Origin of the sequence: Streptomyces sp. NPDC014656 (assembly GCF_043084305.1) — a bacterium.
Lineage (GTDB): Bacteria > Actinomycetota > Actinomycetes > Streptomycetales > Streptomycetaceae > Streptomyces.
On the sequence record NZ_JBIBZN010000012.1, the window covers coordinates 138,223 to 150,475 of the forward strand.

9 protein-coding genes and 1 pseudogene are annotated in these 12,253 nt (G+C 72.9%); 5 read left to right on the plus strand and 5 right to left on the minus strand.

Going from position 1 to position 12,253, the window contains the following annotated elements; genetic code table 11:
- Positions 1–396: 396 nt before the first annotated feature.
- Entirely contained in the window at positions 397–1,701 is a 1,305-nt protein-coding gene (locus ACF1ED_RS25830; protein ID WP_391764269.1) for a M28 family metallopeptidase, read from the plus strand.
- Between the two features lie 124 nt (positions 1,702–1,825).
- Here ACF1ED_RS25830 and ACF1ED_RS25835 read toward each other — a convergent pair whose 3' ends face one another.
- The gene (locus ACF1ED_RS25835; protein WP_391764271.1) at positions 1,826–2,992 is read right to left on the minus strand and encodes an outer membrane lipoprotein carrier protein LolA; all 1,167 of its coding nucleotides are present in this window, start codon (positions 2,990–2,992) and stop codon (positions 1,826–1,828) included.
- Positions 2,993–3,156: 164 nt separating this feature from the next.
- On the minus strand, positions 3,157–4,167 hold the full coding sequence (locus ACF1ED_RS25840) for a polyprenyl synthetase family protein (protein ID WP_391764273.1): 1,011 nt from the start codon (positions 4,165–4,167) through the stop codon (positions 3,157–3,159).
- 101 nt (positions 4,168–4,268) lie between these two features.
- Here ACF1ED_RS25840 and ACF1ED_RS25845 point away from each other — a divergent pair.
- A pseudogene (locus ACF1ED_RS25845) lies at positions 4,269–4,629 on the plus strand (MFS transporter); the annotation flags it as partial.
- Positions 4,630–4,683: 54 nt separating this feature from the next.
- A complete protein-coding gene (locus ACF1ED_RS25850) occupies positions 4,684–6,684 on the plus strand; it encodes a CocE/NonD family hydrolase (protein WP_391764275.1) in 2,001 nt (666 codons plus the stop codon).
- 32 nt (positions 6,685–6,716) lie between these two features.
- Here ACF1ED_RS25850 and ACF1ED_RS25855 read toward each other — a convergent pair whose 3' ends face one another.
- A complete protein-coding gene (locus tag ACF1ED_RS25855) occupies positions 6,717–8,138 on the minus strand; it encodes an LAETG motif-containing sortase-dependent surface protein (protein WP_391764277.1) in 1,422 nt (473 codons plus the stop codon).
- Positions 8,139–8,423: 285 nt separating this feature from the next.
- Between ACF1ED_RS25855 and fahA the strand changes: the two genes are divergently transcribed.
- Positions 8,424–9,653 (plus strand): fumarylacetoacetase, encoded by a 1,230-nt coding sequence (gene fahA / locus ACF1ED_RS25860; protein WP_391764279.1) that lies wholly within the window; start codon positions 8,424–8,426, stop codon positions 9,651–9,653.
- Here the strand turns inward: fahA and ACF1ED_RS25865 are convergent, their stop codons facing one another.
- Together ACF1ED_RS25865 and ACF1ED_RS25870 are read right to left on the minus strand one after the other, a co-directional pair.
- Positions 9,654–10,478 (minus strand): carbohydrate-binding protein, encoded by an 825-nt coding sequence (locus tag ACF1ED_RS25865; protein WP_391764281.1) that lies wholly within the window; start codon positions 10,476–10,478, stop codon positions 9,654–9,656.
- A gap of 40 nt (positions 10,479–10,518) precedes the next feature.
- On the minus strand, positions 10,519–11,436 hold the full coding sequence (locus ACF1ED_RS25870; protein WP_391764283.1) for a helix-turn-helix domain-containing protein: 918 nt from the start codon (positions 11,434–11,436) through the stop codon (positions 10,519–10,521).
- Positions 11,437–11,688: 252 nt separating this feature from the next.
- On the opposite strand from ACF1ED_RS25870, the gene ACF1ED_RS25875 reads away from it, so the two are divergent.
- On the plus strand, positions 11,689–12,249 hold the full coding sequence (locus ACF1ED_RS25875; RefSeq protein ID WP_391764285.1) for a hypothetical protein: 561 nt from the start codon (positions 11,689–11,691) through the stop codon (positions 12,247–12,249).
- Positions 12,250–12,253: the final 4 nt, after the last annotated feature.

Here is a 12,253-nt window from a genome sequence, read left to right on the forward strand (position 1 = left end):
CCGGGACGGGCCAGGGCAGGACGCCTCCGGCGCCGTGCGGGAAGGGTCGGTTCCGAAGCGGGCGCGGGGAGGCCGGGGGCGTACGGGAAGGGCCGGTTCCGAAGCGGGCGCGGGGAGGCCGGGGGCGTACGGGAAGGGCCGGTTCCGAAGCCGGCCGGGAGGCGGTGTCCGGGGCGTACCGGAGGTAGCCGTCCGCTGAGCGAACTGTCCTGACCGGATTGAGGTCTTGACGGGACATCGTCACTTCACTGAGCATTCAGCACGCGCACACCCACCGCGGGGATCCCGTCACACCCCCGCGGGCACCACCCGCACAGCTCCAACGCCTCGCGTCACCCACGGCGCGAGGCGCTCGCACGTTCCGTCCCATCCCCGTTCGGAATCCGGAGCCCCCACATGAAGCTCTCCGCGAGACTGTCCGCCCTGGCCGGTTCCACGGCCCTCGTCCTCGGCGCCCTCGCCGGGGCCGCGCCGGCCACCGCCGCGCCCGCCGGCGCCACCGCCGCGCCGGACATCCCGGTGGCCGGCGTGAAGCAGCACCTGGCCGACCTGCAGTCCATCGCCACCGCCAACGGCGGCAACCGCGCGCACGGCCGGCCCGGCTACAAGGCGTCCATCGACTTCGTGAAGGCCAAGCTGGACGCGGCCGGGTACACCACGGCCATCCAGCAGTTCACGTACAACGGCACCACCGGCTACAACCTGATAGCCGACTGGCCGGGCGGCGACCCGAACCAGGTCATCATGGCCGGTTCGCACCTCGACTCGGTCAGCTCGGGCCCCGGCATCAACGACAACGGCTCCGGCTCCGCCGCGATCCTGGAGACCGCGCTCGCCGTCGCCCGCACCGGCTACCAGCCCGACAAGCACCTGCGCTTCGGCTGGTGGGGCGCGGAGGAGCTGGGCCTCGTCGGCTCCAAGCACTACGTGAACAACCTGCCCGCCACCGAGCGTTCGAAGATGAAGGGCTACCTCAACTTCGACATGATCGGCTCGCCGAACCCGGGCTACTTCGTCTACGACGACGACCCGGTGATCGAGACGACCTTCAAGAACTACTTCGCCGGCCTCGGGGTCCCCACCGAGATCGAGACCGAGGGCGACGGGCGCTCCGACCACGCCTCCTTCAAGAACGTCGGCATCCCCGTCGGCGGCCTGTTCACCGGCGCCAGCCGGGTCAAGACCAGCGCCCAGGTGTCCAAGTGGGGCGGCACGGCCACGGCCTTCGACCGCTGCTACCACTCCTCCTGCGACACCACCGCGAACATCAGCGACACGGCCCTGGACCGCAACAGCGACGCCATCGCGCACGCGATCTGGACCCTGTCCGGCACCACCACGACCCCGCCCGTCGGCAAGGTCTTCGAGAACACCGCCGACGTCGCCATCCCGGACAACGGCGCCGCGGTGACCTCCTCCGTGACCGTCTCCGGGATCACCGGCAACGCCCCGGCCGCCCTCGCCGTCGGCGTGGACGTCGTCCACACCTGGCGAGGTGACCTGATCGTCGACCTGATCGCCCCCGACGGCACGGTCTACAACCTGCACAACCGGACCGGCAGCAGCGCCGACAACATCCAGCAGACCTTCACCGTGAACGCCTCCAGCGAGGTCGCCAACGGCGTCTGGAAGCTGCGCGCGCAGGACACCGCGTCCGCCGACACCGGCTACATCAACGGGTTCAAGCTCACGTTCCCGTAAGCGGCGGGGCCTTCGGCCCGCAAGCCGCAGGGCCCCTGCCCGCAAGCCACCCGGGCGGGTCGGTGACCTTCCCCGACCCGCCCGGGCCACCAGCTCTCACCTACTGCTTCCGCCGCCGCTGCCGCTACTTCGCCGCGTTCGCCGCGTCCACCAGCGCCTGCGGCGTCACGGCGCCGACGTAGACCTTGCCGTCGTCCGTCATCAGCGCGTTGACCAGCTTGGTCTTGAAGACGGTGCCGGAACCGAACTCGCCGTTCACCCGGTCGCCGAGCGCGTCCAGGAAGCCCTGGGCCTCCTTGGGCGCGTCCTCGGTCTTCGGGGCGGCCTCGCCGGTGTCGAGCTTCGCGATGGCCGTCCAGCCCTCCCCGATGACCTCGGGACCGTTCTTCCCGCCGCCGAGGGGGCCGAAGCCGCCGAGGGCCTTCTCCAGGTCCTCGGGGGCCTTGCCCGCGTGGTCCTTCTCCAGCTGGTCGCCCTCGGTGACCTTCGCACCCTTCGGGACGGTGAAGTCGAACTCCGAGGCCGCCGGCCGGCCGAAGTCGACCTTGGTGAAGCCCGCGTCGAGGACCGGCTTGCCGCCGCTCGTGGAGTCGAGGGTGAACTTGAGCGGGGTGCCGGTGGCCGCGTCGACCGCGATCGTGACCGAGTCGACCGTGGAGCCCTGCTGCTTCGGCTCGATCACCAGGCGGTACGCGTCGCGGCCCGCGACGTTCGCCGTGCCGCCCACCGTGATCGAGGTGGTGTCGCCCGCGGCCTCCAGGACCTCGTCGGCGAGCGCCTTCGGCGAGGCGGGGAGCTCCTCCTCCGGGGCCCGGCCGGCCTCTCCGGCGCCCTTCTCGTGGAAGACCTCGTTCGAGGCGGAGTCGTAGGCCCACACCTCGTCGCCGTTGTGGACCAGGCTGTACTGCTCCTCGCCGTCGAGCAGCGTCAGCTTCTGGCGCTCGGGGCCGTCGGCGGCGATCTTGAGGGTGTGGGTGCCGGAGACCAGCTTGGTGAGCTGCGCCGACGGGTCGGCGGAGGCTCCTCCGGAGCCCTCGCCGGAACCGCCGGCGAGGCCGCCGAGCAGGCCGTCGAAGGCCGGCAGGCCCAGGTCGGTGGAGACCTTGAAGGTGCCGGACAGGGTCTGGGTGTCCGACGCGGCGATCTTCTCGATGAGCTGCTGGGCGGTGATCTCCGGCAGGTCCGGGTCACCGGACGCGGCGAGCGCCGGGACCAGTCCGATGGTCGCGGCGGCGATGCCGGCCACCGCGACCGGGACGACGTACCGGCTCGTCTTTCGCTGTGCTGCCATGGTCTGCGATCCCTCCGTGCCCTCCGCGGGCCGCCTGGGCCCCTGGTCGATGTACCCATCACACCAGGGCGGCGACCCCGAATCGTCAGCCCCGGGGCCCAACCTCGCGTACGACTCCGGGATGACCCACCCCGAGACCGTGCTCCGGAGGGACCGTCCCGGGGTCAGCCGGCGCGGTGCACGACCGCGTCGCACAGCTCCTGGAGGGCCGACTTCGCGTAGCCCTCGGGCAGCGGCGCCAGCATGGCCCTGGCCTCCTCCGCGTAGCGCACGGTGTCCCGGCGGGCCTGCTCCAGGGCGGGGTGGACGCGGAGCCGGCGGAGCACCTCGGCGTGCCGGGCGTCGTCGGTGAGGTCGCCGTCGACCAGGGAGACCAGCTCCAGGTCCTCGGCGCGGCCGTGGGCGGCCGCGGCGGCCCGCAGGCGCAGGACCGGCAGGGTGGGGACGCCCTCGCGGAGGTCGGTGCCGGGGGTCTTGCCGGACTCGTGGCCCTCGGAGGCGATGTCGAGGACGTCGTCGGCGAGCTGGAAGGCGACGCCGAGCCGCTCGCCGTACTGGGTGAGGATGTCGACGACGGACTCGTCGGCGCCGGACATCATCGCGCCGAAGCGGCAGGAGACGGCGACGAGCGAGCCGGTCTTGCCGGCGAGGACGTCGAGGTAGTGGTCGACGGGGTCGCGGCCGTCCATGGGACCGGCGGTCTCCAGGATCTGGCCGGTGACGAGCCGCTCGAACGCCTCGGCCTGGATCCGGACGGCCTCGGGGCCGAGGTCCGCGAGGGTGTGCGAGGCGCGGGCGAAGAGGAAGTCACCCGTGAGGACGGCGAGCGAGTTGCCCCAGCGGCTGTTGGCGCTGGGCACGCCCCGGCGCACGGCCGCCTCGTCCATGACGTCGTCGTGGTAGAGCGTGGCCAGATGGGTGAGCTCGACCACGACGGCCGCGGGCACCACGCCGGGCGCGTAGGGGTCGCCGAACTGGGCGGCGAGCATCACGAGCAGCGGACGGAACCGCTTGCCGCCGGCGAGCACCAGGTGCTGGGCGGCCTCGGTGATGAAGGGGACATCGCTCTTGGTGGCGTCGAGGAGGCCGGCCTCGACGGCCGCCAACCCGGTCTGGACATCGGCCTCAAGAGCCTGGTCCCGCACGCTAAGACCGAACGGCCCGACGACGGTCACGAGGGGGTCTCCTGTCTGCTGACGCCTGCTGACGATCACATGCCGACGATCACACGGTCCGGGTGGTGATCACACGGTGGCCGTGGTCACACGGATTGTCGATGTGTCGCCGGGATTCACTCAAGCCAGCGTATCCGGTCACGTTTCGATCACCGTGGGCGCCTTCCCGTCACCCCCGGTATGTTCGTGATCAGCTGATACGACATGGAGTACGCCAATTGTCCCGAACAGCGATCGACACGGAACCGGAGGGCGAGCAGCCGCCCCCCCGAGGACGACCACGCCTTCCTGGGCCACCCCCGCGGCCTGCTCGCGCTCTCGGGCCTGGAGGTCCGGGAGCGGTTCTCGTTCCTCGGCATGCAGGCCATCCTCGTCCTGTACTTCGCCGCGAGCGCGTCGGACGGCGGCCTCGGCATGGCGCCCGGCACCGCCGCCTCCGTCGCCGCCGGCCTCGGCGTGATGGCCCTGGCGCCCTGGCTGCGCCGCACGATGCACCCCGTCCACTGAGGTGACCCGATGACGAAGATCCGCACCGAGTTCCCGTACGAGACCCGGCACGAGGACGTCCGCATCCCGATGCCGGACGGCACCCTGCTGTACGCGCGCGTGTGGCGGCCGCTCACCGAGGAGCCCGTCCCCGCCCTCCTGGAGTACCTCCCCTACCGGCTCACCGACTGGACCGCGCCCCGCGACTGGCAGCGCCACCCCTGGTACGCGGGCCACGGCTACGCCTCCGTCCGGGTCGACGTCCGCGGCCACGGCAACAGCGAGGGCCTGCCCGGCGACGAGTACGACGCCACCGAGCTCGCCGACGGCGTCGCCGTCGTCCACTGGCTCGCCGAGCAGCCGTGGTGCACCGGGAAGGTCGGCATGTTCGGCATCTCCTGGGGCGGCTTCAACAGCCTCCAGATCGCCGCCCTCGCCCCCGAACCCCTCAAGGCGATCGTCACCGTCTGCTCCACCGACGACCGCTACGACAACGACGTCCACTACATGGGCGGCTCCGTCCTCGGCGTCGACATGCACGCCTGGGCCGCCACCATGCTCGCCTTCGTCTGCCGCCCGCCCGACCCGCGGTACGCCGGCGAGGAGTGGCGCGACCTGTGGCTGCGCCGCCTGGAGTCCGTCGAACCCTTCATCCACACCTGGCTCTCCCACCAGACCCGGGACGACTACTGGAAGCACGGCAGCGTCTGCGAGGACTACTCCGCGATCCGCTGCGCCGTCCTCGCCGTCGGCGGCTGGCACGACCCCTACCGCGACACCGTCCTGCGCCTCGCCGAACACCTCCCCCAGGACCGGGTCCGCGGCATCATCGGCCCCTGGTCCCACCAGTACCCCGACCGCGGCCTGCCCCCGGGACCCGCCATCGGCTTCCTCCAGGAGACCCTCCGCTGGTGGGACCACCACCTCAAGGACGTCGACAACGACGTGATGGCCGAGCCGCTGCTCCGCTCCTGGATCAGCGAGTCGCACCCCCCGGCCACCGTCTACGAGGAGCTGCCCGGCCGCTGGGTCGCCGACCCGTCCTGGCCGTCCCCGCACGTCACCCCCGTCCCGTACGCCTTCCAGGGCGAGCCCGTCGTCGTCGGCTCGCCGCAGCAGACCGGCATCGACGCGGGCCGCTTCTTCCCCTTCGGGAACGACGCCGACCTGCCCCCCGACCAGCGCGACGAGGACGCCCACTCGGCCTGCTTCGACTTCGCCGTCCCCCCGGACGGCGACCCGATCGAGATCCTGGGCCGCCCCGGCGTCAGCCTCCACCTGATGACGCCCGCGCCCACCGGCCAGATCATCGCCCGGCTCTGCGACATCGCCCCCGACGGCTCCTCCACCCTGGTCACCCGCGGCGCGCTCAACCTCTCCGCCCGCTACGGCCGCGAACGGGCCGTCGACGCCCAGCCCGGCGAGTGGGAGACGTACGGCTTCGAGCTGAACGGCATCGGGCACTCCTTCCCGCCCGGCCACCGCGTCCGGCTCGCCGTCTCCTCCGCGTACTGGCCGTGGATCTGGCCGCAGCCCGACGCGGGCGGCTTCACCCTCGACCCGGCCGGCTCCTCCCTCACCCTTCCGGTCCGCGCCCGTACGGATGACTCCGTGGCCTTCGAAGAACCCGAACAGTCCCCGCCGCTCGGCGTGTCGTCCCCCGGCGGCCTGGAGGAGACCCGCCCCGAACGGCTGGTCCTGCGCGACGTCGCCAAGGGCGAGTGGACCCTCCAGGTCGACCCGAAGTACGGCGGCACCCGCGTGTACCCCGACGGCCTGGAGTTCACCGAGGACGCCGTCGAGACCTACACGATCGCCGAGGACGACCCGCTCTCCGCCCGCACCCGCTCCGCGTGGACCATCCGCCTCCACCGGCCGGAACTCGCCTGGGACGTCCGCGTCGAGACCCGCTCCGAGATCACCTGCGACGCGGACGCCTTCCACACCTCCGACGAGGTCGTCTGCGAGGAGGGCGGCGAGGTCGTCTTCCACCGCACCTGGGAAAAGCGGATCCCCCGCACGGCGGGCTGAACCCGGGCCGTACGGGGGATCGCGGCGGAACTCTAGGCGTTCGCCTTCCGGCGCCGGGCGACGAACACCGCGCCCGCGCCGAGCACGAGGGCCGCGCCGGCGGCCGCGCCGACCCGCGGCAGGACGTCGGAGGAGCCGGTCTCGGCGAGCTCACCGCCGCGCCCGCCCTGCGGAACGCTGCCGTTCGAGGACGGCGCGGGCGCCGGAGAGGAGGTGGCGGCCGGCGTGGAGGGGGACGGCGACGGCCCGGTGCCGGCCGCCGCCCCGACGACGTCGAAGTAGGCGTCCTCGTCCTCGGTGTAGCCGCAGGCCCCGTCCTCGTTGTCGTAGTCGCCGGAGACGGAGACGACACCGGCGCCGGCGGGCGCGTCGGCGGCGACGGTCAGCCGCAGCTTCACGTCGGCCTCGCCGCCCTTGGCGAGCTCACCGAGTTCGATGGCGCCGAGCTCCAGCATCCGCAGCTTCGTCCACGCCGGGTGGGAGGCGGAGGACCACTCGACCGTCGTGTACCGGACGAATGCCTCGGCGTCGCCGAAGTCCTCGCCGTCCAGCTCCTTCAGGGCCTTCGCGGAGTTCGGGACGAGACCGGCGAGGACGTACGCGTTCACGTCGTCCAGCTTCTCCCCGGAGGTGTTGCCGACGGTCAGGGAGAAGACGGCGCTGGTGCCGGCGGTGACGGAGGCGGGGCCGGCGAGGGCGAGGGCGAGGCCGTCCTCGTCGCACTCCTGCCACTCCTCGTCGCCGTCGTCCTCGCCGTCCTCGCCGTCCTCGCCGTCCTTGTCCTCCTCGCCCGGCTTCGGCTTCTCCTCGTCCGGCTCCTCCGCCTCGCCCGGCGTCTCCTCCTGCCTCTCCTCGAAGTCCGCCAGGGCCTGCTCGGCCTCGGCGAGTTCCTTCTCGGCGGCCTCCAGCTGCTTGACGAGCGGGTTCAGCTCGCGGCGGATGAAGTCGATGAAACCGGTGATGGCGTTCTGCCGGGCCGTCTCCAGCTCGGCCTCCGCGGTGGCCAGGACGCCGGCGGCGTCCTCGACGGCCCGCTTCGCCGCGTCGACGTCCTGCTGGGCCGCCGCCTTCTCCTCCTCGGTGGCGTTCTCCAGCCGCCCCTCGGCGGCGGCCAGCTCCGCGTCGGCGGCGGCCTTGGCCGTCTCGGCCTTCTCGACGGCCTTCTCGGCGGCGGTGCGCGCCTCGATGAGGGCCGGGTCGACGATCGCGGCGGGATCCGTGTGCCACTTGTCGATCTCGGCCACGACGGCCCGGCGCTGCTTCTCCAGGTCGTCGACCTTCGTCCGCGCGTCGGCGACGGCCTTCTCCAGCGCCTCGCGGGTCGAGGCGTCCGGGGCGGCCGTGGCCGCGGTCGGCTTCGGGGTGTCCGCGAAGGCGGTCCCGGCGGAGAGGAACACGACCGGGGTCGTGACGGCGGCGGCGACGGCGGTCGCGAGCATGCGGCGAATCTTCACGTGCGGACCTTTTCCTGGTCAGGGAAGAAAAAAGGGGGGCGCGCGCCCGCGGAAGTCCTCACGCGGGGGCGACACCACCGCGATCGTATGACCCGGACGGGCCCCGCGGCAGGGCCCGTTTTCCCAGCTCGGAGGCGGTACGGACCCCTCCCCCGGAACAAACCGTCCGCACCCGGACAGTTGCTCTCTTCCCGGCGGGTTTCTCTGTGATCCATGTCATCCGCGCCCGGCGGCACGACCCGTAACGTGTCCCTCACCCATCTTGTGAAAGCGAGGCACGTACCGATGTCCGAGCACAGCCCGCTCGACCTGGCCGAGGGCGACCCCTTCGGCCCGCACAACCTCCCGTACGGCGTCTTCTCCACGAGCGACGAGCCCGGCCGCCGCCGGCTCGGCGTCCGGATCGGCGGGTACGTGCTGGACGCGGGGGCCGCGGCGCACGCGCTGGGCTCCCCGTACGCCTCCCTGCTCGCGCGGCCGAGCCTCAACCCGCTGCTCGCCGCCGGGCGGACCGCCTGGCGGGACGTCCGCCGCGCGCTGACGGCCTGGGTGACGGTCCCCGCCCACCGCGCCGACGTCGAGCCGCTGCTGCACCCGCTGGACGCGGTGACGCTGCACCTGCCGTACGAGGTCGCGGACTACGTCGACTTCTACGCCAGCGAGCACCACGCCACCAACGTGGGCCACATCTTCCGCCCCGACGGCGAACCGCTGACGCCCAACTGGAAGCACCTGCCCATCGGTTACCACGGGCGCGCGGGCACGGTCGTCGTCTCCGGCACGGACGTGACGCGCCCCTCGGGCCAGCGGAAGGCGCCCGCCGACGCGGCGCCGGTCTTCGGCCCCTCGGTCAAGCTGGACATCGAGGCGGAGGTCGGCTTCCTCGTCGGCGTCCCGTCGGAGCTGGGCACCCCGGTGCCGCTCGGCGCCTTCCAGGACCACGTCTTCGGCCTGACCCTGCTGAACGACTGGTCGGCGCGGGACGTGCAGGCGTGGGAGTACGTGCCGCTGGGCCCCTTCCTCGGCAAGTCCTTCCAGACCTCGGTGTCGGCGTGGGTGACGCCCCTGGAGGCCCTGGACGCGGCCCGCACCGCGCCGCCGGCCCGGGACTTCCCCCTCCTGCCGTACCTGGACGACGCGGCGGAGGAGGTCCCGGGCGGCTTCGACGTCCGGATCACCGTCGAGATCAACGGCGAGGTCGTGTCCGAGCCGCCGTTCTCCACCATGTACTGGACGGCCGCGCAGCAGCTCGCGCACATGACGGTGAACGGCGCCTCCCTGCGGACCGGCGACCTCTACGGCTCCGGCACGGTCTCCGGCCCCGAGGTGAACCAGCGCGGCTCGCTCCTCGAACTCACCTGGAACGGCCGTGACGCCCTCGAACTCGCGGGCGGCAAGCGGACCTTCCTGGAGGACGGCGACGAGGTCGTCCTCACCGCCTGGGCACCCGGCCCGGACGGCACCCGGGTGGGCCTGGGCGAGGTCCGGGGCCGGATCGCCCCCGCGGCGGCGTAGCTAGCCGACCCGCCAGAGGGCGGGCACGTTCGGCGGCTCCCAGCCGGCCATGGCGGTGTGGGCCTGGAGACAGACGTACCCCGCACCGCCGTACGTGACCCGGTCCCCGGCGGCGTACGCCCGTCCGGCGGCCCAGGTGCCGCCGGGCGGGGTCGTGGTGGAGGTGGCGGTGGGCGTCGGCCCGGGGTTCTGCGGCACGTCGATGACGAAGTCGAAGGCGGCCTCGCGGCCGCCGCCCGCGTCCCGCACGGTCATCAGAAGCCGCGGGTCGAAGATGGTGTCGGTGTTGTTCCGGGGCTCGTTCGGGAAGTACAGCTGGGTCGTGAGGACCGGCCGCCCCGGCGCCTGCACCTTCACGTGGAGGTGGCGGGTGCGGCCCGGGTAGAGCCCGGGGACGATGGTGGTGAGCTTGAACGACCCGTCCGCGCCGGTGAACTGGTGGCCGCGGAACTTGAAGCCGGTGTTGTCGTAGGCCCCGTTGTTGTCGGCCTGCCAGAAGTCGAGCAGCACCCCGGACACGGGCCGGCAGGCGCGCCCGAACACGTAGCCGCTGACGGTCAGCCGGGTTCCCGCGCCGTCCGGGAGGCTGCTGCGCAGCGGCGAGTTGGGCTTGAAGTAGGGGCCCTCCATCTGCGGCAGGGTCAGGTCGTCGCCGTCGTCGCACTCCGGCGTGAGGTCGAGCGGCGTGCCGCCGTCGGTGAGGGTGCGGGCGAGCGCGGGGACGCCCATCAGAACCGCGGGCGCGGCCATGCCGGCCGCGAGCGCGGCGCGCAGCACGGCCTTCCGTGAGACGTGCCCGGTACCGGTGTTGCTCTCGCTGTCCATGTGCCTGGCTCCTCAGGTGGGGTCTGGGATCGGCACGAACCTAGGCGGGCGGAGCGTCCGCTTCGATGGACGGAACAAGGCGCTCATGGTGTTTTCGGAAGCCCCCCGGACTGGTCCCGACCTCCCGCCGGAAGAACCGGCAGAAATACGCCGGATCCTCGAACCCCACCCGCGCCGCCACCTGCCGCACGGACAGCGACGTGGCGATCAGCAGCCGCTGTGCCTCCCGCACCCGCGCCTCCCGCAGCAGCGCGGCGGGCGTCCGCCCGGTGCCGCCCCGCACCACCTCGTTCAGGTGCCCCGGGCTGACCCCCAGCCGCCCGGCGCACTCCCGCACGGACACCCCGCCGCCCCCGGCCTCGGCCACGATCCGCAGGAACTCCCCGGCGACCCCCCGCGGCGCCGCCACGGCCCGCCCGCCCGGCACCCTGGCGGCCCGCACCAGCAGCACGTGCAGCAACGACCGCAGCACCCCCGCGAACCCGTCGTCCCCGCTCCGGTACTCCTCCGCCAGCTCCCCCATCAGCAACGAGGTCCGCTCGTGCGCGGCCCCGTCGAGATCCACCCAGGGCCGCTCCCCCAGCCGCCGCAGCAACTCCTCGTCCCCGCCCTCGCCGACCAGGAACTCGGGCGTGAACAGCACGAGCGACCCCTCAAGCCCCCGCACCCCCTCCCACCGGTGCACCTGCCCCGGCAGGATCACCCCCAGCTGCGGCGGCCGCACGTCGTACCGCTCGGCGTCGATCACGTGCACCCCGCTCCCCTCCACGACGTGCACGATCTCGTAGAAGGTGTGCCGGTGCGGATAGTCGGCCCGCGACATGGGCCCCATCGCGTCGAACCCCCCGGCCGCGAACGGCACCCGCTCCGGCAACCGCACCTCCAGCCGGTGCACCGGCGGCTCCCCGCCCCGGGGCACCGCACAGGGCGCCCCGGGTAAGACGGTGGTCCCACGCACGGAGATCCCCTCCCCAACAGGTCCAGACCATTCGCCTCACCCACGATCCCACGCGAACCGCGCCCTGTCAGGAGGCCCGCCCCCACGGGCCGGGAGCCCAGGAGCTCACTCCGCGTGTCCACTCCCCTGGGTCAGTTCCGGGTGCGGGCGGGGTGGCGGCGTTCGATGCTCCTCGCGGCGGGCTTCGGGGAGGAGCCGCCTCCGCACCGGCGCCCGGTGGGCGCTTTCGCCTTTCAGAGGAGCACATCCGTGATGTCCGCACGTCCCCGCGCCCTCAGGGCCGCTCTCGCTCTCGCCGCTTCCGTCGCGCTGGCCCTGGGGGCCGCCGCTCCGGCCGTCTCGGCGGGGCCCGTCGCCCCGGTCGCCGGAGGGGACCACGGGTTCCCGCACCCGGACCTGTACCGCACGTACGAGGCGACGAAGAAGTACCGGTCCGAGGAGAAGGCGATCGCCGACGGGTTCCAGCGCACCGACGTGTGCGTGGAGGACACCAGTGACGCGCGGCTCGGCGGTATGGGGTACCACTACGTGAATCCGGCCAACATCGGGTCGACCGACCCGACCCGGCCGGCGGCCGTGATCTACGCGGAGGAGCACGGGAGCGGGAAGCGGAAGCTGGTCGCCCTGGAGTGGGTCGTCCCGGACACCGGGCAGCCGGTGCCGCGCGCCTTCGACCGGGACTTCGACGGCCCGGAGCCGATCCCGGGCCTCGGGGAGGTCTACTCGCTGCACGCGTGGATCTACAAGAAGAACCCGGCCGGGGTCTTCGCCCCGTACAACCCCGAGGTGCACTGCGGGCCCTGCCCCCAGTAGGCGC